We start from the raw sequence: 24,607 nt of genomic DNA, 5'->3' as shown, positions 1-24,607 counted from the left end.
CCAGCGGGTGGCCTCACTGCTGCGTCTGATCGACATCCTCGATGCCGAGCAGACCGCGTTGTCTGACCGAATCGCCACAGAGCTGCAACGCCACGCCGGTTACCGCGCGATCCAAGAGCTGCCGGGTGTGGGACCGATCTTGGCGGCCGTCTTCGTCGCCGAGATTGGCGACGTACACCGCTTCACCCGCCCGCAACAGTTGTGTTCCTGGGCAGGGCTGACACCGCGGCACTATGAGTCCGACACCGTGGTGCATCGCGGGCACATCACCAAGCAGGGATCCAGGCTGGTGCGCTGGGCAGCAATCGAGGCAGTGCAACGGCACCAGTCCACGGCCAAGATCGCCGCTGACAAAGATCGGATCGCCGCTCGACGTGGCACCAACATCGCCAAGGTCGCTGCTGCCCGCAAGCTACTCACCCTGGTCTACTACGGCCTGCGTGACGAACACATTCGTGCGTTGGCTAAGGACGCAGCGTGAGTAATCCGGGTGCGGTATACGCGTGGTCGCCGCAGAGTCTGGCCTCCCCAACCGGGGCATGGCCGTGCCGTTGATTGACCCCGCATACCGCACGCCGCAGCGCTCCATGCCCAGCCAGCCTGGGCGAAGGGATGACCGGCAGCCCGGAACAACCCCGGGCCTTGCCCAGCCTTGATCGGCATCACACTGGAGAGCCGCACCACCCACAACTCCACACCAGGATTGCCGTTTCGGCTCCGCGCCGATTCTGCGCTGAAACGGGCCGCCGTCAAGACCGTTCGTCCTCGCTACGCTGCGGGCGCTGCGTCTTGACCCCGCCCCTCATTCAGCGCTGCCCGCACATATTCCGAAACCGAACAAACCGCAGCACACCAACCCTTGACCGGACCCCACCCCTTCAGGGATGACTCTGCGCGTACCAGGCAAAAGTGCGAGTGACCTGCCTGGTGGCCGCTCGTCAACGCAGGGTGATCAGCGGGATCGCGGTCTCGGCCGGGGTGGGCCCGCCGTGGAAGCCCACCAGCTGCGCGGTCTGCGGCGGTTCGTGCTCGGTCGCCAGGATCGCGGTGTCGCCGCTACAGGTCACCACGATGTCACCGATGCGGGCCAGGTGCTGCTCGCGCACCGGCCCGAAAACGCCTGCGGCCACGGCCTGTTCGCGGGTTTGGACCAAGGCCCGGCCGGCGAGCAGTTCAGTCCAGGTGGCCAGCACCTCGGCCGTCGCACCGGGCTCGGTGTGCAGGTAGCGCACCCGCGGCTCGCCGGCCACCACCCGGATCCCGGAGCGCAGCCGCGGGTCGGCATCCAGGTCGATGCGCGCCCGCTCGGGCACGTTCAGCCCGCCGTGGTCGGCGGTGACCACCAGCGCGGCATCGCCGGGCAGATGGTCGAGCAGATGTCGCAGCAGCGCATCGACTTTGGCCGCCGCGGCGTGCCAGTGGCCTGAGCCGATGCCCGAGACGTGCGCCGCGTGGTCCAGCGCCGCGGTGTAGCCGTAGACCAGGCCGGGTGCCGCCGCCAGTTCCGCGGCGACCCGCGCGGCGTAGTGCTCGCCCTTGGCGACCGGGCGAAACTCCGCGCCCCGGTAGGCGGCCTCGGTCAGGCCGCTGCCGATGAACATCTCCGGCAGCACCGCCCGGGCGCTGATCCGGGCGTCGCGAAGTCGTTCGAACCAGGTCGGCACCGGCTGCCAGGACGCCGGCGACGGCTCGTCAGCCCAGAAGATGTGGGTCAGCACGGAAGCGGTTCCGGGCACGTTGACGGTGAAACCCAGCACACCGTGCTCCCCCGGCGACGCGCCGGTGCCCAGCGAGACCAGGCTGGTCGGCGTGGTCGACGGGAAGGTGCAGTCCAGCTCGGTCAGCTGCCCCGTGGCGCCGGCCAGCACCGCGGCCAGCAGCGGCGCGTCGACCGCCAACTGCGGCAGCAGGTGATAGCCCAGCCCGTCGACCAGCACCACCGCCAACCGCCGTACCTCGCCGATCTGCTCTCGCAGACCCAGCAAGTCGGTTGCGCCGACAACCCCGAGCGCTGCGGCCGCGGACGGCAGGATGTCGCAGATCGAACCGGGCACCGGTTCAGACTGCCACCTACGGCAGGGCCGCCGGCTGGGGCGTCGGTGCAGCGTTAGTGGCGCTGGTGTTGGACTTGGTCCGCGGCGCACCACCACCGCCACCGCCCGAGCCGCCACCGCTGCCGCCCGAGCCGCTGCTGGGGAGGCTGAATTTGGGCATGCTGGGCAGGCTGTTGTGGGAACTGCCGCCCTCGTTTTCGTCGGCACCGGTATGGGTATCGGGGGTGCCATCGGAGGACGCACCGGAGCCGGCGGTGTCGGGAGTCGGGTCGTCGCCGGCCCCTTGGTGGAACAACTGGTCGAGCTGGGCCAGCGGATCCTGAAGGACGCCGCCGAGATCGCCGAGGTCACCCGGGTCGGCCGGGATCGCGCCCAGGTCTACGTCGGCACCGGCAGTCGCTGCGCCGAAAATGCCGTCGAGCAGGTCGTCGAAGTCGGCGTGCGCAGTCGGTGCGGCCAGCAGGCAGCAGCCCAGCGCCAGAAACGCCGCGACTACCCCTGCTCCCGAACCGCCCCGCCGGCGACCGCTCATCTGCGAAACCCTTCACTTGGATTGCGCCGAGCATTGATCGGCTCGGCGATCATGAACCTAGCCGCTTCCTGTCCGATTACGCGAGCCGAAAAGTCGGAAGAATGACAATGTTCAAGGGCCGTTCATCTAGCGTCATCCGTCCCGCCATCACCGGCACACCATCCGGCATTTCCCCAGGTGGCGATCGGTATTGAGACCTCCGTCACAATGGTTCACAGTTAAAATCACCGCGCGCAATTTCATTTCTCACATAAAAGCGCCCCGCCGCCCACATCCGGTGAAAGAAGATCAGCGTCGAAAGACATAAAAAATCAGGCCGCGCGTTAAAGGGGGCGAATCGTGCCCCGACGCAAGGCTCTGGCGTTAGCGTTCACCGGGTGAGCACCGCTCCTATCGACCTCGGCTCCTGGATCGCCCGGCGGGCGGCGGCAACGCCGAAGCTGCCGGCGATCACCTTCGGCGAAAACACCTGGACGTATCGGGATTTCGCGGATCGTATCGACCGGCTGGCGGCCGAACTGGGCGCCGGCGGGACACGCCGCGGCGACCGGGTCGGCTATGTCGGCCTCAACCACCCCGACTTTCTGGTCACGCTGTTCGCCGCCGCCCGAATCGGCGCGGCATTCGTACCGCTGAATTGGCGGCTCACCGCCGACGAACTCTGCTACATCCTGGGCAACGCGGGAGTGCACACGCTGGTGGCCGACGCCGAGCGCGCCGCGGTGATCGACCCGGTGCGCGCCCAGGCCGGCTTACAACGCGCGATCGCCCTGGCGCCGGTTCCCGGTTGGGAGGTGGTCGACGACCTGCTCACCCAGCGCGCCCCGCTGGCTGACCCGGTCTTCGCCGACGCCGACGAGGTCGCGGTGATCATGTACACCTCGGGGACCACCGGGCGGCCCAAGGGGGCGATGCTCACTCACGCAAACCTGTTCTGGAACAACTTCAATGCCCTCTTGGCGTTCGACACCTGCCAGCACGACGTGTCGTTGGTCTGCGCACCGCTGTTTCACATCGGCGGACTCAATGTCACCACCCTGCTGACCCTGCAGAAGGGTGGCCAGATCGTACTGATGCCCGCCTTCGATCCGGGCGAAGCGCTCCGGCTCATCACCGAGCACCGGGTGACCACCATGTTCGGGGTACCGGCGATGTTCTTGTTCATGAGTCAGCACCCGGAATTCGCCGACTCCGATCTGTCCAGCGTGCGCCACTTCGTGTGCGGCGGCGCGCCGGTACCCGAGTCGCTGATCCAGCGCTACGGGCAGCGCGGTATCCCGTTCGCGCAGGGATACGGGCTCACCGAAACCGCGCCGCTGGCGTTGGTGCTGCGCACCGATGAGGTCGGCGCGAAGATCGGCGCCGCCGGCAATCAGGTACTGCCGCTGTCGGATGTGCGATTGGTCGACGCCAACAACGACCCGGTGCCCGCCGGTGCGCGCGGCGAGATCTGCGTCCGCGGGCCGCAGGTGATGGCCGGTTACTGGCGTAACCCCGAGGCCACCGCCGCGGTGATCGACGCCGAGGGGTGGTTTCACACCGGCGATATCGGCCAGGCCGACGACGAGGGCTACGTCTGGGTGATCGACCGGGTCAAGGACATGGTCATCTCCGGTGGCGAGAACGTCTACCCCGCCGAAGTCGAAGACGTGCTCTACGGGCATCCCGCCGTCGCCGAAGTCGCCGTGTTGGGCACCCCGCACGACAAGTGGGGCGAAGCGGTGACGGCGGTGGTAGCGCTGAAGGCGGGTACCACCCTGACGCTGGACGAGTTGCGCGAGTTCGCCCGGGCCAAGTTGGCGGCGTTCAAGCTGCCGATCCGGCTGGAGTTCGTCGACGCCCTGCCCCGCACCCAGTCCGGGAAGGTCGTGAAATATCAGCTGCGCGAGGCGATGTCGGACGAACCGAAAGGTTGAGTTCGGCCGGGCAAGCTGTGCGCCGTCAACGGTGGCAGGATGAGCTGATGGCACACGGTAATACCCCGGAATTCGACCCACTCGACCCGTTGAGCCTGGACAGTCTGTTGTCCGACGACGAGATCGCGCTGCGGGACACCGTCGCGAAGTTCTGCGCCGAACACGTCATGCCCCACATCGCCGAATGGTTCGAGATCGGCGACCTACCCGCCCGCGAGCTCGCGAAAGAATTCGGCAAGCTCGGGCTGCTGGGCATGCACCTGCACGGGTACGGGTGCGGCGGGGCGTCGGCGGTGCACTACGGCTTGGCCTGCGTGGAGTTGGAGGCCGCCGATTCCGGCCTGCGCTCACTGGTGAGCGTGCAGGGCTCGCTGGCGATGTTCTCGATCTACAACAACGGCTCCGAAGAGCAGAAGCAGCAGTGGCTGCCGGGGATGGCCACCGGGGAGGTGATCGGCTGCTTCGGGCTGACCGAGCCCGACGTCGGCTCCGATCCGGCCGCCATGACCACCCGGGCCAAACGCGACGGATCGGACTGGATCCTCAACGGCCGCAAGATGTGGATCACCAACGGGTCGATCGCCGACGTCGCGGTGGTCTGGGCCGCCACCGACGACGGCATCCGCGGCTTCATCGTGCCCACCGACACGCCCGGGTTCTCCGCCAACACCGTCCACCACAAGCTTTCGCTGCGCGCCTCGATCACCAGCGAACTGGTGCTCGACGACGTGCGACTTCCCGCCGAGGCGATGCTGCCGCACGCCCTCGGCGTCAAGGGCGCACTGGCCAGCCTGTCCGAGGCGCGTTACGGAATCATCTGGGGATCAATGGGTGCCGCGCGTTCGGCGTGGCAATCGGCCCGCAACTATGCCATGGCGCGCACCCAGTTCGGCAAGCCGATCGCCGGTTTCCAGCTGACCCAGGCCAAGCTCGTCGACATGGCCGTCGAACTGCATAAGGGTCAGTTGCTCTCACTGCACCTGGGCCGGCTCAAGGACGGCATCGGTCTGCGCCCCGAGCAGGTCAGCTTCGGCAAGCTCAACAACACCCGCAGCGCCCTGGAGATCTGCCGCACCGCGCGAACCATCTTGGGCGGCAACGGGATCTCGCTGGAATACCCGGTGATCCGGCACATGGTCAACCTGGAGTCGGTGCTGACGTATGAGGGCACCCCGGAGATGCATCAGCTGGTGCTGGGCCAGGCGTTCACCGGGTTGGGCGCCTTCCGCTGATGCTGAGCTACAACTCCGAGCATCACCAATTCCGGGAATTGGTAAGGGATTTCGCGCGAACCACCGTCCTGCCCACCCATGAGGACGCCGAACGTGATGGCAGCTGGGATCGTTCGATATTCGTCGAGGCCGGCCGGCTGGGCCTGCTCGGATTTCCGGTCCCGGAGGAGCTCGGCGGACCGGGTGTCAACGACTTCCGCTACCACGCGATCGTCGTCGACGAGCTGCAGCGGGCCGGGGCCGCCGCCGAGGCGATCGCGTTCTCGTTGCAGAACGACGTCGTACTGCCGTATCTGACCGATCTGACCAACGCGGAGCAGAAGAAGCGTTGGCTGCCCGGCGTAGTGACCGGCGAGACGGTGCTCGGCATCGCGATGACCGAGCCCGGCACCGGCAGCGACTTGGCCGGCATCGCCACCACCGCACACCGCGACGGCGAGCACTATGTGGTCAACGGCGCCAAGACCTTCATCTCCAACGGGCAGACCGGCAATCTGTTCGTGGTCGCGGTCCGCACCAGCGCAGACCGATACAAGGGCCTGTCGCTGCTGGTGGTCGAGCCCGACACACCCGGGTTTCACCGGGGCCGCAACCTGGCCAAGATCGGCTTGCACGCCCAGGACACCTCCGAGCTGGCGTTCACCGACATGCGGGTGCCGATCGACAACCTGCTCGGCGAAGAGGGGCAAGGCTTTTACCAGCTGGTGCGCAACCTGCCCCAGGAACGGCTCTCGCTGGGAGTCGGTGCCATCGCCGCCGCCGAAGGGGTGCTGGCCGAGACCCTGGAGTACGTCAAGCAACGCCGCGCCTTCGGCACAGAGATCGCCGGATTCCAGAACACTTAGTTCGTCCTGGCCGAGGTGGCCACCGAATTGGACGTCGCCCGAACCTTTCTCGACGACTGCATCGCAGCGCACTTGGACGGCAAGCTGACCGCGGCGCGGGCCGCCAAGCTCAAGTGGTGGAGCACCGACGTGCAGTTCCGCACCGCGCACCGCTGCCTGCAGCTCTATGGCGGTTACGGCTACATGCGCGAGTACCCGGTGTCGCGGGCCTTCGTCGACGCCCGCATTCAGAGCATCTACGGCGGCACCAACGAGATCATGAAGACGATCATCGCCAAGGATCTGGGGCTCTGACGACGGCGGCGTCACCGGCGGCGCCGTCGTGCGTTCAGTCGCGTGATCAGGTACCGCTGCCGGAACCGGCGGGCGGGCCGTCCGCACCGGGCTGACCGGCCTGACCGGGTGCGCCGGGCGTGCCGGTGCTGCCGTTGCCGTTGACGACGGGCGACCCGGGCGCACCGGGCTCGCCACCCGGACCGCCGGCGGCGCCCACGCCACCGGGTCCGCCGTTGCCGCCGTCGCCGCCGTCACCACCGGTCGCAAGACCGTCCGAGCCGGTGGCCCGGGCGCTGCCGCCATTGCCGCCGTTGCCGCCGGCCCCACCGTCGTTGCCGGCACCACCCTGACCACCGTTGCCGCCGTCACCGGCGTCACCACCGGTGGCGGTGCCACCCATGCCGTGCGAGAGCGCGTCGCCGCCGGCCCCACCGGCGCCGCCGTCACCGCCGACCGGCCCCGGCGTCGCCGGCGTGGCCACACCGGCACCGTCACCGCCGTCGCCGCCGTCGCCGCCGACGGTGTTGCCACCCGAGCCGTTGGCCGTGGCCGCGCCGCCGGCCCCGCCGTCGCCCATCACCTGACCGCCGACACCGCCGTCACCCCCGTCACCGCCGTCCCCGCCGAACGCGGTGCCATCCGACCCGTTGGAGGTGGCCTCGCCACCGGCGCCACCGACCCCGCCGTTACCACCGATGGTCGAGCCCTGGCCGCCGTTGCCGCCGGCCCCGCCGTTCCCGGCGGTCACGTCGCCGCCTTGGCCATTCGCGACGCCCTCATATCCGGCGCCGCCGGTCCCGCCGACACCGCCCGCACCGAAGATCGTGCCCAACCCGGCGCCACCGTCGCCGCCGATGCCGCCGACGCCGCCGTCCACACCGGTACCGCCGGCGCCACCGGCACCGCCGACGCCCATCAGCGTCCCGCCGGTGCCGCCCATACCGCCGGCGCCGCCGTCGGCTCCTTCACCGCCCATGCCGCCGTTACCGATCAAGCCGGCGTCACCGCCGACGCCGCCCACGCCGTCGGCGTCGGTGCCACCGGCGCCGCCGTCACCGAACCACAGCCCGCCGTTGCCGCCGGCCGCGTCGGCCAGCGTGCCGCCGTCCATACCGTCGGCACCGTTGCCGATCAGGAACTGGCCAGAAAGCGTATTGATCGAGTTGTCGACGAACTGACCGAAGTCGCTGGTGATCCAATCCTGCTCCCAGGTGTGGATCATGGCGTAGGTGTTCGCGTCGACCGACAAGTCGCCGAACAGGCTCCCAAGCAGGCCGCCGAACCAGTCACCCTCGCTGCCGTCAGCCGCTCCCGCGCTCGACGGGTCGAACAGCGCATCCCAACTGAAGGTGGTCGCGCTGGCGTCCGCGGCCGGAGCCGCCCAGTCGGTGGGGCTGAACAGGTCCAGAAGCCAGTCCAGCTCGTCGGCCTGAGCTTTGGGCGCCGCGCCCATCGGCGAGACGGCGAACGCCATGAACGCAGCCGCTGCCGCCCCCGCGCCCAGACTCCGAGTAATCCATTGACCGGTCATCTGTGCCACTTCCCTTACGTGCGAATCAAAGTCGGTTGCTTTCATAAACGGCCTACGGCACTGCAAGCCTTATGGTGAATCACAGGGCCGTCTCATCCCCCACCCGGAATTCAGCGGGGCTATACCCACCGCCGATGCCGGCAAAACCCGCGATAACCCAAGAATCCCAACGCAGTTCGCTCTATGTTTTCGGACTTCAGTCGAAGACCGTTGCAGTCCTTACCCGCTCGCGAAGCCGACCGAGGGGAGATGGAGACAGTTCGTCCGCATTCCTCGACCATTCGCCACAAGCCCGGCCCCGCTGAGCGGCCGGCAAATACCACATGGAAGAGTTGTAAAAATGACGAGTCACGAGGTTCTTGGGCAGCGGGCGGCGGCATTCCTGGCAATGCACCAGCCGGGCAATCCGGTGATCCTGCCGACCGTGTGGGATGTGTGGTCAGCCAAGCTGGCAGTAGGTGCCGGATTCGCGGCGCTGACGATCGGCAGCAAGCCGGTGGCCGAATCGATGGGCCTGAGCGACGGCGAAGGGATGTCGTTCGCCGAGGTGCTGGGCCGGGTCCGCCAGATCACCGAGGCCGTCGACGTGCCGGTCTCCCTCGACATCGAGTCGGGCTATGCCGAATCCGCCGAGCGGCTGGTCGAAGGCCTGCTGGCGGCCGGCGTGGTCGGCTGCAACATCGAGGACTCGGTGCACAGCGAAGACAAGCGGCTGCGCTCGGCGTCGGAGCATGCCGAGTTCGTGGGCGCACTGCGCGCAGCCGCCGACGCCGCGGGCACGCACCTGGTGATCAACGCCCGCACCGATTTGTTCCTGCGCAAGGACGGCGACGACGCGGACCGCATCGACCGCGCCATCGCGCGGCTGACCGAGTGCGCCGAAGCCGGCGCGGACGTGCTCTACCCGGTCGGGCGCCACGATGCGGAGACACTGCGCGCCCTGGCCGCCGGGCTGCCCAAGCCGGTCAACGCGCTGGCCGCCCCCGACCAGGACGACCCGGCCTCGTTCGGCGAGCTCGGGATCGGCCGGGTCAGCTTCGGGCCGCTGTTGCAGGCCGCGCTGGGCAAGCACGCCGGGGAGATCCTCGCCCGCTGGTCCTGAGGCTTTCCCACGAACTTGACACCTGTTAAGTTCGTCGCGTGGACAACATTCGTGGCAAGACCATTGCCATCACAGGTGCCGCCCGCGGGATCGGGCTCGCGACGGCCGCCGCCCTGCTCGCTCGCGGCGCCCGGGTCGTCATCGGCGACCGCGACGTGAGTGTGCTCGACAAGGCGGTACAGCAGCTCGGCCCCGGAAACCCGGTCAGCGGCTACCCCCTCGACGTCACCGACCGTGAGTCCTTCTCGACGTTCCTGGACAAGGCCCGCACCGACGGAGACGGCCACATCGATGTGCTGATCAACAATGCCGGGGTGATGCCGGTCGGGCCGTTCCTCGGCCAGAGCCAGGAAACCATCCGCTCGGCGACCGAGGTCAACTTCTACGGCGTGCTCAACGGCTGCCAGCTGGTGCTGCCCGAGATGGTCAGACGCCGCGCCGGCCACATCATCAACATCGCCTCGATGGCCGGGATCGTTGCCGTTCCAGGCCAAGTGCTCTACGCCGGAACCAAATTCGCGGTCGTCGGTCTGAGCACCGCGATGGCCGACGAGTTCGCGCCGCAGGGTGTGGCGATCAGCGCGGTGCTGCCGACGTTCACCAACACCGAACTGATCTCGGGCACGACGCCGTCGGCGGCACAGAAGCCGGTGCAGCCCGAGGACATCGCTGCCGCGGTGGTCAAGGTGCTCGACAAGCCGAAGACGCTGGTGTCGGTGCCGAGTTTCGGGCGTCGCACCGCGATCCTGGCGACCCTGCTGCCCGATCGGGCGCGCCGTTGGCTCAACAAGAAGACGCACAACGACACGGTGTTCCTGCAATTGGACACCGCGGCCCGCAAGGCCTACGAAGACCGCGCCCAGCACGCCACCGGGGTCATCGAGAACGAGTGATCCGGGGTCGCTCGGTGGACTATCTCAGCGCCTGATCCAGGTCGGCGATCAGGTCGTCGGTGCCTTCCAGCCCGACCGAGATCCGCACCACCCCGTCGCCCAGACCGATCGCGGCGCGCCCCTCCGGCCCCATCGCCCGGTGGGTGGTGGTCGCCGGGTGGGTGATCAGCGACTTGGCGTCGCCGAGGTTGTTGGAGATGTCGATCAAGCTCAGCTTGTCCAGCAACTCGAACGCCCGCTGCTTGGCGGTGCTCGCCGGGGCGTCGAGCTCGAAAGTGATGACGGTTCCGCCACCGGACATCTGCTTGCGCGCCAGGTCGTGCTGCGGATGCGACGCCAGAAACGGATAGCGCACCCAGCGCACCGCGAGATGCTGCTCGAGGAACTCCGCGATCCGCAGCGCCGCGGCATTGGCGTAGTCGACCCGAACAGCCAGTGTTTCAAGGCCTTTCAGCAACAGCCAGGCGTTGAAGGCGCTCAGTGCCGGGCCGGTGTGCCGCATCAGCGTCTGGACCGGGCCGTCGATGTAGTCCTGGTCGCCCAGGATCGCCCCACCGAGCACCCGGCCCTGGCCGTCGAGGTGCTTGGTGCCCGAGTACACCACCACGTCCACCCCGAGCGGAAAGCCTTGCTGCAGCAGCGGAGTGGCGAATACGTTGTCCAGCACCACTTTCGCGCCGGCGGCATGGGCCAGCTCGGTGACCGCGGCGATGTCGACTAGTGACTGCATCGGGTTCGACGGCGTCTCGAAGAACACCGCTTGAGTGGGTACCGACAGCGCCTGCTCCCACTGCTGCAGGTCGTCGCCGTCGACGAACACCGTCTCGACCCCCCAGCGGGGCAGGATCTCGTTGCAGACCACGAAGCACGACCCGAACAAGCTGCGCGCGGCCACCAACCGGTCACCGGCACCCAGCAACGCCCCGAGCGAGACGAACACCGCCGCCATGCCGCTGGCGGTGGCGAACGCCGCCGGGGCGCCCTCGATCAGTCGCAGCCGCTCCTCGAACATCGACACGGTCGGATTGCCGTAGCGCGAGTAGACGAACCGGTCGACCTCCCCGGTGAACGCCTGCTCCGCGGCGGCCGCCGACTCATAGACATAACCCGAACTGAGGAACAGGGCCTCGGCGGTCTCGTCGAACTGCGAGCGCAGTAAGCCGCCGCGCACTCCCAGGGTGGCTTGGCTTACTCCGTCGGGCAGCGGTTTGGGAACGCGGACCGAGCGCTCGCTCACGACTGCTGCCAGGGCAATCCGACTGCACGCCAACCGCCGGCGCCGCGGTGCCCGTGCTCGTCGAGTTGGCCTTCGAACCCGTCCAGCACGTTGTAGGACGGCGTGATGCCGGCTGCGGTGGCGGTCGCGGCGGCCGGAATGGAGCGGTTTCCCGAGCGGCACAGGAACACCGCCGGCCCGGCCGGCACCCGGGCGGCCAGTTCATCCGCGAAATTCACATTGGGGCTGCCGTCGGAGTGGACCCACTCGATGCAGACCACCGCGCGGTCCAGACCGGATAAGTCCGGCAGTCCCACGAAGCGCCATTCGGCGTCGGTGCGCACGTCGATGAGCGTCGCCGTCGGATCGTCGCGCAGTATCGCCCAGGCCTGCTCGGGGGTGATGTCTCCTGCGTAGCTCACCTGCGGAAGTCTCGCACCCGCGGCGGGTTCACGCCACGGCGGGTCACGGCCACAGCTTGCCGAGAACGGCCGCGACCTGCTCGGCCCGGTCGCGGGCGACTGCCACGTCCGGACCGGTCGCCAGCGCCAATCCCAGCCGCCGGCGCGGGTGACCCTCGTGGTGTCCGAACACCACCACATCACTTTCGGTCACACTGAGCGCATCGGCGACCACGGCCACGCTGTCGGCGGTGGCCTCGGTGGCCGCCCCGCCCGGCACCCGCCGCGAGTAGATCAACCGGGCGGCGCCGGGCGAGACCATGATGGCGTCGATCGCCAGCCCGAGGATCGCGCGTGCCTGCAATTCGAAACCGGAGAGCCGCTGGGTGCGCAACGTCAACAGCGCGGCATCGTAGGGCCGCACGTTGACGCCGGTGAAGTACACCTCGTCGCCGTGCACCAGCAACTGCACCTCGAACAGGCCGCGACCGCCGAGTGCCCGCGCGATGCGCGCAGCAACCGATTTGGCCGCATCCAGCGCCACCTTGCTCATCGGGTAGGGCTGCCACAGCTCCACTGTCAGTTGCCCGTTCGGGTTCTCTTCGGTGCGGTGCCCGATCGGCGCGCAGAAATCCAACGCCGGACCGTCCGCGCCGTCGCGATGCACGGCCAGCAAGGTGACCTCGCTGTCGAACTCGACCACGGTCTCGGCCAGCACCCGGGCCGGTGCGCCCGGACCGGCGGCTGAAATCGCGCGTTGCCAGGCCGGTTCGATGTCGCTCTCGCGCACCATTACCGAGCGGCCCTCGCCCAGCGCCCCTGCCACCGGTTTGACCACCATCGGGAATCCGGCGTGCTTGGCCACCGCCTGCAGTTCCTCGACCGAACCGGCGAACCAGAACGGCGCGGTCGGCAATCCGAGCTCGTCGGCGGCCAGCCGCCGCAAACCCTCCGGGTCGCCGGCCAGCCGGGCACCGCGCAGGCCGGGCACCAGTTCGGTGAAACCGGTGTCGACGACGGCGGTCAGCGCCTCTGTAGCCACCACGTCGGAGGCGACCACCACGACTTTCGGCTGCAACCACCGGATCGCCGCGGCCAGCTCGTCGTTGTCGCTCAGATCCACCACCACCGAGCGGTCGGCGATCCCGTGCAACGCGGCGTCGGCGTAGCGGTCGATAGCGATCACCTCGGCGCCCAGGCGCTGCAGCGCCGTCACGAGCTCCCGGCTGAGCTCCCCGGAGCCGAGCAGTGCCACCCTGGTCCGACTGGGACCGTCGGCGGACAACCGCTCGGTCGCGACCTCCCGCCCTTCCTCGGACTCCCCGTTCAACCGCCCTACCCTCCCGCGCCAAGGCAATGTTGCATGGTGCTCAAGGATAAAGGTGAACGCGGACGGAGGTGCGAACGACGGTGAACCCCGCACTGTTGGGCTCGCTGGTGGCCGCAGTGCTGGTGGCGGCCATCGCCCGGCACCACAAGTTGTCCGCGCCGCTGGTCTTGGTGATCGCCGGCCTGCTGGTCGGACTGATCCCGGCGGTGCCCGACATCGCGCTGCGGCCCGACCTGGTGCTGTTCGTGATCCTGCCGCCGCTGCTGTGGTCGGCGGGGCTGGAGAGCTCCTACATCAACATGCGCCGCAACCGGCGCTCGATCATGCTGCTGGCGGTCGGCCTGCCGCTGGCCACCACCGTCGCCGTCGGCGTGGTCGCCTACTACACCGTGCCAGAGTTCACCGTGGCGGCCGCGCTGACCTTGGGCGCGATCGTGGCGCCGCCGGATGCGGTGTCGGCGACCGCGGTCGGCCGCCGGGTCGGGCTGCCACGCCGGATCATGACGCTGCTCGGCGGGGAAAGCCTGCTCAACGACGCCACCGCGCTGACCGTCTACAAGATGGCGCTGGCCGCGGCGATCGGCGCCGCGACCGGCTGGGGCACCGGTCTGGCGACATTCGTGCTGTCCGCCGTCGGCGGCGTGGCGGTCGGGATGGCCTTCGGGGCACTCATCGTGGTCATCCGGTCCAAATTGACCGACCCCCTGGTGGAGAGCGCTGTCGGGCTGGTTGCCCCGTTCGTCATCTACCTGGTCGCCGAGGAGGTGCACGGCTCGGGGGTGCTCGCGGTGGTGGTCGCCGCCTTGATCCTCGGACAGCGCTTCACCCGGGCCCACTACGCCACCCGGCTGCAGGACCAGGCGGTCTGGCGCGCGGTGCAGCTGGTGTTGGAGTCGTTGGCGTTTCTGCTGATCGGCCTGCAACTGCCGACCGTGGTGAAGAACATGCAGGGCGTACGCTTTTCCACTCTGACCGTCGCGTCGCTGCTGGTGTTCGCGACGGTGCTGGCGGTGCGCGGGGTGTGGGTGCTGACGTTCTCCTACCTGCCGCGGAGGCTCTCGGCCGGGATCCGGCAACGCGAGGCCGCCCCCACGCCCGGGCAGGTGTTCATCCTGGCCTGGGCCGGGATGCGCGGCGTGGTGTCGCTGGCGGCTGCCTTCGGTGTTCCGATGACGACGCTGGCCGGGGAACCGTTCCCGGGCCGCCCGCAGCTGGTGTTTCTGACTTTCGTGGTGGTCGTCGGCACGCTGCTGCTGCACGGGATGACGCTGCCGTGGCTGATCCGGCGGCTGGATGTTCGCACCGATCAGGACCGCAACGATGCGATCGCCGCGGCGGCCGCACAGGACAAAGCGGCCCTCGCTGCCGCCAACCGGCTCGACGAGGTGCTCGCCTCCAGCGAGCCGTCGCCGGCCAGCGAGCGCGCCGCCGACGCCTTGCGTACCTGGAACACGCGTCGGCGTAACGCGGCCCGGGAACGGCTGCGCCGCTTGGACCCGGATAACGACGACAGCGACGAGACCGCCGCCGCGGCCTTTCGCCGGCTGCGGCTGGAGATGCTGGCCGCCGAGCGTGCGGCGCTGGTCGCCGAACGCGACCTCGGCCGCATCGACGACCAAGTGCTGCGCAGTCTCCTGCACGGGCTGGATCTCGAAGAGGCGACACTGAATCTGGACTAGTTCCCCCTTCTCCTTCCGCGAGCAGACATGAAAGCCCCCAAAACCGGGTTCCAGAGGGGGCTTTCACGTCTGCTCGCGGTCTACGGCGCCCGCGGCTACAGTCGGATCCATGAGCGCGCTGACATCGCCGAAGACCTACACGGGGCTGGCGGCCTTCCAAGTCGCCGACGCGGTGGCCTGCGCCATCCCGGTGCCCTACATCGCCACGGCGCTTGACCAGCTGGGCTGTTCACCCGAGGTCCGCAAGGTGCTGCCGATCGTCAAGGTGGCCTCGGCGGTCGGTCTGCTGTCGGTGCACCGCTTCCCGGTGCTGGCCCGCGTCACCACCGCGGCCTTGACCGTGTACTTCGTCCTGGCGGTGGGCGCGCACATCCGGGTCCGCGACGCGGTCGTCAACACCATCCCCGCCGCGTCGTTTCTGGCGCTGTTCGCGACGATGACCGTCAAAGGCCCGCGCTCAGGCTCAGTCTGATGGCGTCGACCCGCAGCGCCCGGCTCCGCCGCGCTTGCGATCGACGCTAGGGCTGCCCCGGCAGCAGTCGCACCATCAGCCCCTGCGCTTCGGCGAGCACGGTGCCGTCGGTGTCGGTGAGCTCGGCGGTGATGAATGCCTTGCGTCCCTCGGCCTTGTCGATCCGACCGTGCACCAGCAGTGGGGCGTCGATCGGGGTGACCTTGCGGTAGTCGACGTGCAGGAACGCGGTCCGGCTGATCGGGCGGTTCGCGGCGTGCACCACCATCCCGAACATCCAGTCGAACAGCAGCGGCAGCACTCCGCCGTGCACCGCGGAGTTGCCGCCCACGTGGAACCGGCTGAAGTGGCCCTTCATCGAGACACCGTCGGGCTCGAACCGGGTGATCCGCCATGGCGGCAGCAGCAGGCTGCCCATGCCCGGCATCGACGGCGCCCGGCCTGCCGGGGCCACAGCCTGCGACGCCGGGTACTTCTCCAGCAGCGTCACCAGCGCCTCGGCGCGGTCGGCGGCGTCGTCCCAGGTGGCGTCGTCGGGTGCGGTGGACACCGCCAGGTCCTGCAGGCGCCGCATGGTGGTGACGAACCGCACCAAGCCCGGGCTGGGATCGACGACGGCGAAGTCCGGGAACCCGCCGTGACTGGCGTAGTCGGGATCGTGTTTCTCGGGCTGACCCTCGCTCACGCGTGATCCCGCACGACGACATCTTGCACAACATCGCGGCGCACAATGGTCTGCTCCCGGCCGGGGCCGACCCCGATGCACGAAACCTGGGCTCCGGCGATATCTTCCAGCCGCGACACGTAGTCGCGCGCGTTGGGGGGCAGCTCCTCGAAGGTGCGGGCGTTGGAGATGTCCTCCCACCAGCCCGGCAGTTCTTCGTAAACCGGTTCGGCACGGGCGAATTCGTCCTGGGTCATCGGCAACTCGTCGGTGCGCTTGCCGTCGACGGTGTAGCCGACGCAGACCGGCACGGTCTCCAGGGAAGACAACACGTCCAGCTTGGTCAGGAAGTAGTCGGTGATCCCGTTGACCCGGGTGGCGTAGCGGGCGATCACCGCGTCGAACCAGCCGCACCGCCGCTGGCGCCCGGTGGTCACCCCGACCTCGCCGCCGGCCTTGGACAGATACGCACCGTTGGCGTCGAACAGCTCGGTGGGGAACGGACCCGAGCCGACCCGGGTGGTGTAGGCCTTGAGGATGCCCAGCACCGTGGTGATGCGGGTGGGCCCGACACCGGAGCCCACAGCCGCCCCGCCCGCGGTCGGGTTGGACGACGTCACGTACGGGTAGGTGCCGTGGTCGACGTCGAGCAGGGTGCCCTGCGAGCCCTCCAGCAACACGTTCTCGCCGCGGTCCAGCGCGGCGCCCAACAGCAGGGCGGTATCTGCGATGCGGTGTTTGAAGCCCTCGGCCTGCGCCAGCAGATCCTCGAGTACCTGTTCGGGCTCCAGCGCCTTGCGGTTGTAGATCTTGACCAGCACCTGGTTCTTGAACTCCAGGGCGGCCTCGATCTTCTGGGCCAGCGACTCCTTGTCGAGCACGTCGGCGACCCGGATGCCGATCCGGGCGATCTTGTCCTGGTAGCAGGGCCCGATGCCGCGGCCGGTGGTGCCGATCTTCTTGCTGCCCATGTAGCGCTCGGTCACCTTGTCGATGGCGACGTGGTAGGGCATCAGCAGGTGCGCGTCGGCGGAAATCAACAGCCGGGAGGTGTCCACGCCGCGGTTCTCCAGCCCGGCCAGCTCGTCGAGCAGCACCCCGGGATCGACCACCACACCGTTGCCGATGATGTTGGTGACGTGCGGCGTCAGCACCCCCGACGGGATCAGGTGCAACGCGAAGTTCTCCCCGGTGGGCAGCACCACGGTGTGGCCGGCATTGTTGCCGCCCTGGTAGCGCACCACCCACTGCACTCGTTCGCCGAGTAGGTCGGTGGCTTTTCCTTTGCCCTCGTCACCCCATTGGGCGCCGATGACGACGATTGCCGGCATGGATTCTCGCTAACTGTCTTGGCTTACTGTGGTCCAGCCGGGGTCTGAGCCTATCTGAAGTGATTCACAAGGAGCATGTTGTACGCCATTAACGGCACGACCAACCCCGAAACCGCTGTCCTGGTGTTTGCCGGGCGGGCGCTGCCGCGCCCGTTGCGTGGGCTGGCTACGGTGCCCATCGACGACGCCGCTGCGGGCGCCGAGACCATCGACTGGGCGATCGGCCGGCACAGCCGGTTGGTGGTCGTCGGTGGCGACCCGGACCTGGCCAGGGTGCTGACCCGGCTGCTGCGCACCGAGCGACTGGACGTCGAGGTCGGCTACGTTTCGCTGCGGCGAACCCCCGCCACCAGGGCCTACCGACTGTCGGCCGGCTGGTGGGGGGCGAGGCAGGCGCGGCGCGGCACCGCGCGCGCAGTGCCGCTGATCCGCGACGACGCCGGAACCGCCCTGGTGGGTGTCGGCCGGTGGTTGCCGGTGGACGGCGCCGAGGTGCTGCGCGGGGAGGGCATCGTCGACGACGCCGCGCTGTTCGACGGAGAGGTGGCCGAGGTGCTGATCGAACCGATACCCACCGCGCCGGGGCTGCGGGCCGGCATCCCGTCACGGCGCGGCCGGGTGCGCCGTTGGGTGTCGGGCCGGGCGGCACAGCTGGGCACCGCCGGCGCGCTGGTGGTACGCGACGGGCTCTACGGCGCCCGGACGGTGAAGCGCTCCACCTTCTATCGACACATCGAGGACTGGTTGCTGGTCGGATAAGTTCGTGCGGTGAACGTCCATCCGCTACGCGGCCAGGCCGTGCGGCCCAGCCCGATCTTCCTGGCCCTGGTGGCGGTGACCGTGCTCGGCGGGGTGCTGGCCTGGCGGGCGGCCGCCGACATCGGGCCACTGGCCTACGCCGGCGTGTTCGTGTTCGTGATCGCCGGCTGGCTCGTGTCGCTGTGCCTGCACGAGTTCGGCCACGCCTATACCGCATGGCGGTTCGGCGACCGCGACGCCCAGATGCGCGGCTACCTGACCCTCAACCCGCTGCGCTACACCCATCCGGGGTTGTCGTTGGTGCTGCCGATGCTGTTCATCGCGTTGGGCGGCATCGGCCTGCCAGGCGGGGCGGTGTTCGTGCAGACCTCCTTCATGACGCCCCGGCGCCGGACGCTGGTCAGCCTGGCGGGGCCGCTGGCCAACTTGGTGCTGGCGCTACTGCTGCTGGGCGCCGCCCGGATGTTCTACGACCCGGCGCATCCGGTGTTCTGGTCCGGGGTGGCGTTCCTGGGTTTCCTGCAGGTCACCGCACTGGTGTTGAACTTGCTGCCGGTGCCGGGGCTGGACGGCTACGGCGCGTTGGAGCCGCACCTGAGCCCGGCAACCCGCCGCGCTGTGGCGCCGTTCAAACAATGGGGCCTGTTGGTGCTGCTGGTGCTGCTGATCTCGTCGCCGATCCTGAACCAGAAGTTCTTCGGGTTGGTGCTGTGGTTCGTCGACCTTTTCGGCGTACCGCGAATGCTGGTGTCGTGGGGGATGTCGCTGACCCAGTTCTGGAACGCCTGGCTCTGAGGCCGGCTCAAGAGGACGGCGGGTGGGCCTCCTTACGCAGCAGGAAGGCCAGGACCACGGCCTCGAACGCTTCTTTAGCCTCGATCATGGCCCAATGCCCGCAGTTGGGGAACACATGAAGCTCGGCACGGGGAATGGTGCGCATCGGGATCAACGCCATGTCCAATGGGCTGACCCGATCATCGCGGCCCCAGGTGATCAGTGTCGGGGCCGTGACCTGATGCATCGCCGCCCACGGTTGGGGCCCTTGTGCGGACTCCATCGCCTGGATCATCGCGGCAAAGGCTGCCCTGCTGTACATCCGTCGCGCCCCGGCGAGCGCCTCCGGGGCGGTGGCAAGCCGCCAGCGTTCTTCGATGAGTTGCTCGGTCACCATCGCCGGGTCGTAGACCATCGAGTGCAGCCAGCGGATCAGCCCCTCGCGAGTGGGACTTTCGGTGAACTCCTGCAGCAGTCGGATGCCTTCTGAGGGACCGGGACTCAAGATGCTGCGGCCGATACCGCCGATCGTCACCAACCGCTGTACCCGCTGGGGTTGTGCAATCGCATAGTTGATTGCCACGCCCCCACCCATCGAGTTCCCCACGATGTCGACGCGATCCAGACTCAATCCGTCCACCAGGGCACCCACCGCGTCGGATGCGGTATGCATCGGGTGACCGCCGAAGTCGTCGCTGACACCGAAACCGGGAAATTCGAGCACCAGGCAGCGGAAGTGTTGACTGAAGGTATCCAGTACGCCCCGGAAGTTCTGCCACCCGCTCACCCCAGGACCCGAACCGTGCAGCAGCAAAAGCGGTGGGCCGGCACCAGCTTCGTGATAACGCAGCACGCCCCGCTCGGTGCGAAGCTCCCGCAGCGTCTCTCGGTGACTCATTTCAGCCCCCTTCGTTCGGCTCGCAACGCTGACTGTCCACTGGTATTACCCCGGCATCGACTGCTCGATCGATCGAGTCGCGCAACGCCGGGCAGGTCGCTGTCCATCTACTGCACTCGCCGGCGGCGGCTCTCCGGGCGAACTCGGCGCAGGCAGACTTCGCATCGGTCAGCCATTGCACACTGGTGTGCGTCGGACTGTACTTTTCGACCAGCACCGGCGTGCCGCATCTGTCGCAGCGCAGTTCTTGCATGCCTTCTCGCCTCAGTGAACTCCGGCGGCATGCCGGGCCGCGATATAGCCGAACACCATTGCGGGCCCGATCGTCGCGCCTGCTCCGGCGTAATCATTTCCCATCACCGATGCCGACGCGTTGCCGGTGACATAGAGGCCCTCGACGAGGGTGCCATCAGGGCGACACACCTGCGCGTCGGCGTTATACGCCAGTCCGCCTTTGGTTCCCAGATCGCCGGCCCGCAGTCGCATCGCGTAGTAGGGCCCCCGGTCGATGGCATCCAGGGTGGGCTGCGGCAGGGTCGGATCACCATAGTAGTTGTCGTAGGAGCTTTCCCCGCGACCGAAATCGGCGTCCTTTCCGGTCCGCGCGAAGCCGTTGAACCGTTCCACGGTGTCGCGCAATGTCGCCGGCGGGACCCCGATCGCGGTGGCCAACTCCTCGACGGTGGCGGCACGGTGGATGAACCCGGGTGCCAGCCAGTCGGCGGGGAATTTCTGTCCGGGTAACACGCCGCCAATCTGATAGCGGCTCTTGGCTTTCGTGTCGAATACGAACCAGATCGGATCATGTCGCTCGGCAAGCTGACGGTGCACGAATGTCACATACGGCGCAGCTTCATTGGCGAACCGCTTGCCGTCCTGGTCGACGATAATCGAGCGAGGGATGGACCGTTCGGACACCAGGACGACCATGATGCCGTCGGGCCGTTGAAAGGACGGCATCCACCAGGCATCATTCATCAGGTCGGTCGCCCCGCCCACCGCCTGGCCCGCGACGATTCCGTCACCGGTGTTGTCGACCGAGCCCGCGCTGTAATCGTCTGTGCCACCTTCGCGAAGATAGTGTTTCCGCATCTCCGCGTTGTGCTCGAACCCTCCGCTGGCCAAGAGCACCCCCTTGCGGGCGCGTACAGCGATCACCGAGCCCTCATGCACGACGCGCACCCCGAGGACCTTCCCCGCCCCATCGGTGATCAGCGACTGCAGCGGCGTGTTGAGCCACAACGGAATGTCAGCCTCTTTGACAGCCAATCGCAGACGACCGATCAGCGCCTGCCCGAGTGTTGCCATGTGACGACGTAGCAGGCGCGCCTTGATTGCACGCCACCCCGTGCGCAGCGCAGCGCGCCGGCCCGCCCAGGTTCGCATCACCATGTTGAGGCGGGCGAATTCCTCCGAGGTCACATACAGCCCCGCCGGTGTGGCCAGCGTTGCCGGTCGCAGCAACGCCTCGTCTGCACCCAGCTTCTTCAGGTCGAACGGGAGCGGCTCGATGCTGCGTCCCCGGGCACGCCCACCCGGCGCTTCGGGGTGGTAGTCGGAATAACCGGCACACCACTGAAACCGCAGACGCGGGCTGGCCCGCTCGAGGAAGTCCATCGTTTCGGGGCCGTAGTCGATAAATGCATCGAGATTGCCTGACGGCACCCGGTATTCGACGATGGCGTCCAGATAACGGCGCACGTCAGCCCGACTGTCCGCCAACCCGGCCCGTATGAGGGTCGGGTTGTTGGGGATCCAGATATTGCCGCCGGACAGCGCGGTACTACCGCCGTACACGCCGGCCTTTTCGATGATCAAGGTGTCGAGCCCGCAAGCATTGGCGGTCAGCGCAGCAGTCAGACCACCGCAGCCGCTTCCTACGACGACGAAGTCAACCAGGCGCTCTGTGGGCTCTACGCTAGGCAGCATCTGCGCCTCTTTCTCGTCACTCGCCAATTGGATTGGCCCACACAATCACAGCGATTTCTCGGTTGGAGTGATTGGTCCCGCCCAGCGGGAAGAACGGCCCAGGAACGGGTTACGGGTGCCTCTTACGTCCGGTAAGCGCACGCACACGAAGAGCGTCGATGCGGCCCGCAAGCTCCACCGGCAGTCAGCAGTTCGGCTCGATCCTCAACGACGCGCTGTTTGACCCGAACACCAGCATCATCTCGGGCATCCTCAACGCCCGCGACGACCTGGCAACGTCGGTCATGACCGCCAACGGCGGATTCCCGACCGAACTGGGTTCGCTGGCCACCTGGGAGTGGGAGCACATGTCACAGTTGACCGATCTGAGCCTGGCCACGGCGTGGGCCGACCTCGGCTCACTATTCAATTCCGCCGATCTCCTCGGCGCCTGAGCTTGGCGGGGCCGGCCCAGTTTTACCGGGCCGGCCCCGAGCACACAGCTCCGAAAATCCTTAGACGACCGCCTGATCGGCGACGTCGAAGAAGCTGGGTTGATCTCCGGTGCCGTAGCCGGGCAGCACCTGCTCGAAGGCTTCGAACCGGCCGAGCAGTCGCAGCGTGTCGGGCCCGTAGAAGGGCAGGTAGACGGTGCGGCGAGTACCCTCACCTACTGGTGGCGGGCCGGCATGTGTGGTGCACGAGTAGTGGATGGTGACGTCACCGGGCTTTGTGTCCATCGGGATGGCATTGGGCTCGTCCACCGTGATCTTGCCGGGGCTGTGCGTGACCTTGCCGTTGGAGCCGGCCAGCGCCCAGAGCTGCGATCCGGTGGGCCCGGCACTGTCGAGATGGATTCCGATGTTGATCGACGGGCACATGATGGTGCATCCGCCGAGATCGCAGTCCCGGTGCCAGCCGAGGTTCGCCGCGATGCTGCCGCCGAGGTCGGCTCCGACGCCGAACGGCTTGAGCACGGTCAGTGGACCCTGCCCCCGGTCGTGCAACGGCACCAGGTCCCGTTTGGCCAGCGCGACAAGGGAAGCGACGGTCGGGTCGTCCTCGATGAGCGAGCGAATCAGCGCGGAATACTCCGACATGAACAGCAGCCGATAGGGAAAGCGTTTTCCGGTCGCCTTGTTGTCAACCCACCACGAGAACATCTCGCCCTCTTTCGCGGCGGCCGTGAGTCGGTCCACCTCGTCGGCGATCTCGTCGCGGCGATGGGCCATGGCGCCACGAACGACCACGTAGCCCGCGGTGCGCAGGAAGTGCGACAGGTCTTCATGGTCATCATCGAGGGTGAAGGACTGCCGCAGATCGAGCGGGTCCCCGTGGCGATCGGTGAAGGCCATCGCCGGGTCGTAGATGGGGCGCCCGGAGTACATGCACCTAATGGCCGGTGCCCAGGTGTCCCAGTCGTCGTAGCCGCCGCGAACGAAGCGCACGCTGTCGGCCAGCACCAGCGACGGCGGGTTGCGGAACTCGTGGACGTAGTCCTGCCAGGCGCGCTCCTGGAGTTCCACGATACCGACTGCGGCGTCGGAAACACCGGCATCCACTCGGACCGACCCGTCCTCACACACGTAGGTGTACGCGCGACCGTCGGGCAGCGCAATGGCGAGCGGCGCCGCGTTCGCCACATCCCACGCGACCTGCTCGTTGACACCTTCGCGTAGCCGTCGAGGCAGCTCGGTGCGGTGGAACTCGTCGAAGTCCCACCGTTGCAGCCCCCATGCCTCCAGGCTGCCGACGCTCGTATTGCGGCTCATTTGTTCTGTCATCACCTTGCTCCTTTTTCCGACTATTCGTGGTATGGTTCCGGTATGCCGGATAACCATAAGGCACCCTCACCGCCGACGGCAAGGGTGTTCGCGGTGTTGGAAGCACTTGCCGAGTCGTCGAGCAGTGGACTGTCGCTGTCTGAGGTCTCCCGCGAACTCGCGCTGAGCACCTCCACGACCGCGTCGATCCTCGCCACGATGGATGCATCCGGCTACGTCGAGCGGCTGCCCAACCGGGCATACCGGCTGGGGCCCGGCCTGATCAGACTCCTTGCGGGACTGCGGAGCCGGTATCCCCTACTGGGTGCGGCTGACGAGGAGCTTTCTCGGCTTTCAGCGGTGGCCGGCTGTGGTTGCACCCTCGCGCGCATCAACGCCGAAGACCTCGAGGTCGTCCTGACGGTGGGGACCGTCGACGAGTTCGACACCCGGGTCGGCCAGCGCATGCCGCTGCACCCTCCGCACGGCAGCATCGCCGTCGCGTGGCGATCGCCGGCCAAGATCGATGAGTGGCTGTCCGATGCGCCCGATCCGCTGGCGCCCAACGAGATCGCCGCCGTGCACAGCACTCTGGCCGAAATTCGGGAACGCGGCTATGCGGTCTACAACGTCAAGCGTGACGTTCAAACCATGGTGCACCAGATCCGTGACCTCCTCGGCCAGGCCGACGATCACGCCCCCACCGAGGTGCTGCGCCGCCTGCTGCTCAGTGCTGTCGTGGGAATCGGGATCTACAGCAGCGACGAACTCACCGACTGGCGTCGGCGCCCCGTCAGCTACGTGATCGCGCCGGTTTTCGGACCTGATGAGCAACCGCGCTACCTGGTGTCGCTGCACATCATGCGGGACGCCGTGTCGGTCGCTGATCTCAACCTCTACATCGAGGCGCTCGTGCAGACCGCCACGACCTTGACCAAGGTTGGGGGTGGCAGCTGGCCGAACCGGCCGCTGACGTGAATGGCTGTTTCGCAGAGATGTTTCCGCTGACTGGGAAGGGGCACTTGACTGCC

The 24,607-nt window shown here is 67.9% G+C and carries 22 protein-coding genes and 1 pseudogene; 12 read left to right on the top strand and 11 right to left on the bottom strand.

Annotated elements, in window-relative coordinates:
* Positions 1 to 481 (top strand): transposase (locus AC5Y31_RS20830; RefSeq protein ID WP_499982683.1); only part of this gene is annotated, 481 nt, incomplete at its 5' end.
* Between the two features lie 457 nt (positions 482 to 938).
* Here AC5Y31_RS20830 and AC5Y31_RS20825 read toward each other — a convergent pair.
* Both AC5Y31_RS20825 and AC5Y31_RS20820 read right to left on the bottom strand, forming a co-directional pair.
* Positions 939 to 2,054 carry an alkaline phosphatase family protein gene (locus tag AC5Y31_RS20825; protein WP_499982681.1) on the bottom strand — a complete coding sequence of 372 codons (1,116 nt, stop codon included), beginning with the start codon at positions 2,052 to 2,054 and terminating at the stop codon, positions 939 to 941.
* 16 nt (positions 2,055 to 2,070) lie between these two features.
* On the bottom strand, positions 2,071 to 2,586 hold the full coding sequence (locus AC5Y31_RS20820; RefSeq protein ID WP_499982679.1) for a hypothetical protein: 516 nt from the start codon (positions 2,584 to 2,586) through the stop codon (positions 2,071 to 2,073).
* A 377-nt stretch (positions 2,587 to 2,963) separates the two neighbouring features.
* Between AC5Y31_RS20820 and AC5Y31_RS20815 the strand changes: the two genes are divergently transcribed.
* The 3 genes and pseudogenes from AC5Y31_RS20815 (at position 2,964) to AC5Y31_RS20805 (ending at position 6,873) form a co-directional block, all read left to right on the top strand.
* Entirely contained in the window at positions 2,964 to 4,502 is a 1,539-nt protein-coding gene (locus tag AC5Y31_RS20815; RefSeq protein ID WP_499982678.1) for an acyl-CoA synthetase, read from the top strand.
* Positions 4,503 to 4,549: 47 nt separating this feature from the next.
* Positions 4,550 to 5,734, top strand: coding sequence for an acyl-CoA dehydrogenase family protein (locus tag AC5Y31_RS20810; RefSeq protein ID WP_499982677.1), 1,185 nt, complete (start codon positions 4,550 to 4,552; stop codon positions 5,732 to 5,734).
* Positions 5,734 to 6,873 (top strand): annotated as a pseudogene (locus AC5Y31_RS20805) (acyl-CoA dehydrogenase family protein). Before AC5Y31_RS20810 ends, AC5Y31_RS20805 begins: the two are co-directional and overlap by 1 nt.
* 46 nt (positions 6,874 to 6,919) lie before the next feature.
* On the opposite strand, the gene AC5Y31_RS20800 reads toward AC5Y31_RS20805, so the two are convergent.
* A complete protein-coding gene (locus tag AC5Y31_RS20800; protein WP_499982675.1) occupies positions 6,920 to 8,386 on the bottom strand; it encodes a PGRS repeat-containing protein in 1,467 nt (488 codons plus the stop codon).
* Positions 8,387 to 8,726: 340 nt separating this feature from the next.
* Between AC5Y31_RS20800 and AC5Y31_RS20795 the strand changes: the two genes are divergently transcribed.
* Together AC5Y31_RS20795 and AC5Y31_RS20790 are read left to right on the top strand one after the other, a co-directional pair.
* Positions 8,727 to 9,488 carry an isocitrate lyase/PEP mutase family protein gene (locus AC5Y31_RS20795; protein WP_065024318.1) on the top strand — a complete coding sequence of 254 codons (762 nt, stop codon included), beginning with the start codon at positions 8,727 to 8,729 and terminating at the stop codon, positions 9,486 to 9,488.
* A gap of 38 nt (positions 9,489 to 9,526) precedes the next feature.
* The gene (locus AC5Y31_RS20790; RefSeq protein WP_499982674.1) at positions 9,527 to 10,381 is read left to right on the top strand and encodes an SDR family oxidoreductase; all 855 of its coding nucleotides are present in this window, start codon (positions 9,527 to 9,529) and stop codon (positions 10,379 to 10,381) included.
* Between the two features lie 19 nt (positions 10,382 to 10,400).
* Here the strand turns inward: AC5Y31_RS20790 and AC5Y31_RS20785 are convergent, their stop codons facing one another.
* The 3 genes from AC5Y31_RS20785 to purT are packed head-to-tail and all read right to left on the bottom strand — an operon-like array spanning position 10,401 to position 13,328.
* Positions 10,401 to 11,630 carry an O-succinylhomoserine sulfhydrylase gene (locus AC5Y31_RS20785; RefSeq protein WP_499982692.1) on the bottom strand — a complete coding sequence of 410 codons (1,230 nt, stop codon included), beginning with the start codon at positions 11,628 to 11,630 and terminating at the stop codon, positions 10,401 to 10,403.
* On the bottom strand, positions 11,615 to 12,019 hold the full coding sequence (locus AC5Y31_RS20780; protein WP_065024321.1) for a rhodanese-like domain-containing protein: 405 nt from the start codon (positions 12,017 to 12,019) through the stop codon (positions 11,615 to 11,617). Before AC5Y31_RS20780 ends, AC5Y31_RS20785 begins: the two co-directional genes overlap by 16 nt.
* 43 nt (positions 12,020 to 12,062) lie before the next feature.
* Positions 12,063 to 13,328: a formate-dependent phosphoribosylglycinamide formyltransferase gene (purT, locus tag AC5Y31_RS20775; RefSeq protein ID WP_065024322.1), complete on the bottom strand. Its 1,266-nt coding sequence runs from the start codon at positions 13,326 to 13,328 to the stop codon at positions 12,063 to 12,065.
* 80 nt (positions 13,329 to 13,408) lie between these two features.
* On the opposite strand from purT, the gene AC5Y31_RS20770 reads away from it, so the two are divergent.
* A complete protein-coding gene (locus AC5Y31_RS20770) occupies positions 13,409 to 15,007 on the top strand; it encodes a Na+/H+ antiporter (protein WP_301631915.1) in 1,599 nt (532 codons plus the stop codon).
* Between the two features lie 109 nt (positions 15,008 to 15,116).
* Positions 15,117 to 15,479 (top strand): DoxX family protein, encoded by a 363-nt coding sequence (locus AC5Y31_RS20765; RefSeq protein ID WP_499982671.1) that lies wholly within the window; start codon positions 15,117 to 15,119, stop codon positions 15,477 to 15,479.
* A 46-nt stretch (positions 15,480 to 15,525) separates the two neighbouring features.
* Here AC5Y31_RS20765 and AC5Y31_RS20760 read toward each other — a convergent pair whose 3' ends face one another.
* Together AC5Y31_RS20760 and AC5Y31_RS20755 are read right to left on the bottom strand one after the other, a co-directional pair.
* Positions 15,526 to 16,164 (bottom strand): PaaI family thioesterase, encoded by a 639-nt coding sequence (locus AC5Y31_RS20760; protein WP_499982669.1) that lies wholly within the window; start codon positions 16,162 to 16,164, stop codon positions 15,526 to 15,528.
* Entirely contained in the window at positions 16,161 to 17,474 is a 1,314-nt protein-coding gene (locus AC5Y31_RS20755) for an adenylosuccinate synthase (RefSeq protein WP_499982665.1), read from the bottom strand. The genes AC5Y31_RS20760 and AC5Y31_RS20755 overlap by 4 nt, the downstream gene beginning before the upstream one ends.
* A gap of 75 nt (positions 17,475 to 17,549) precedes the next feature.
* Here AC5Y31_RS20755 and AC5Y31_RS20750 point away from each other — a divergent pair, with 75 nt between their 5' ends.
* Both AC5Y31_RS20750 and AC5Y31_RS20745 read left to right on the top strand, forming a co-directional pair.
* Entirely contained in the window at positions 17,550 to 18,233 is a 684-nt protein-coding gene (locus tag AC5Y31_RS20750) for a peptidase M50 (RefSeq protein ID WP_499982663.1), read from the top strand.
* A gap of 9 nt (positions 18,234 to 18,242) precedes the next feature.
* Positions 18,243 to 19,028, top strand: a complete 786-nt coding sequence (locus AC5Y31_RS20745) for a site-2 protease family protein (RefSeq protein WP_499982662.1) — start codon at positions 18,243 to 18,245, stop codon at positions 19,026 to 19,028.
* A gap of 7 nt (positions 19,029 to 19,035) precedes the next feature.
* Here AC5Y31_RS20745 and AC5Y31_RS20740 read toward each other — a convergent pair whose 3' ends face one another.
* Entirely contained in the window at positions 19,036 to 19,905 is an 870-nt protein-coding gene (locus tag AC5Y31_RS20740; RefSeq protein WP_064854471.1) for an alpha/beta fold hydrolase, read from the bottom strand.
* A 264-nt stretch (positions 19,906 to 20,169) separates the two neighbouring features.
* Positions 20,170 to 21,834, bottom strand: coding sequence for an FAD-binding protein (locus AC5Y31_RS20735; RefSeq protein WP_499982689.1), 1,665 nt, complete (start codon positions 21,832 to 21,834; stop codon positions 20,170 to 20,172).
* Positions 21,835 to 21,992: 158 nt separating this feature from the next.
* Between AC5Y31_RS20735 and AC5Y31_RS20730 the strand changes: the two genes are divergently transcribed.
* A complete protein-coding gene (locus AC5Y31_RS20730) occupies positions 21,993 to 22,268 on the top strand; it encodes a hypothetical protein (protein ID WP_064854470.1) in 276 nt (91 codons plus the stop codon).
* A 60-nt stretch (positions 22,269 to 22,328) separates the two neighbouring features.
* Here AC5Y31_RS20730 and AC5Y31_RS20725 read toward each other — a convergent pair whose 3' ends face one another.
* The gene (locus AC5Y31_RS20725) at positions 22,329 to 23,597 is read right to left on the bottom strand and encodes a phytanoyl-CoA dioxygenase family protein (protein WP_499982658.1); all 1,269 of its coding nucleotides are present in this window, start codon (positions 23,595 to 23,597) and stop codon (positions 22,329 to 22,331) included.
* Between the two features lie 42 nt (positions 23,598 to 23,639).
* Between AC5Y31_RS20725 and AC5Y31_RS20720 the strand changes: the two genes are divergently transcribed.
* On the top strand, positions 23,640 to 24,554 hold the full coding sequence (locus AC5Y31_RS20720) for a helix-turn-helix domain-containing protein (RefSeq protein ID WP_082947092.1): 915 nt from the start codon (positions 23,640 to 23,642) through the stop codon (positions 24,552 to 24,554).
* Positions 24,555 to 24,607 lie beyond the last annotated feature (53 nt).

The organism is Mycobacterium sp. NGS18, assembly GCF_059813185.1.
Note: the sequence above shows the minus strand (reverse complement) of the source record. Positions and strands in the feature narration are given on the sequence as shown.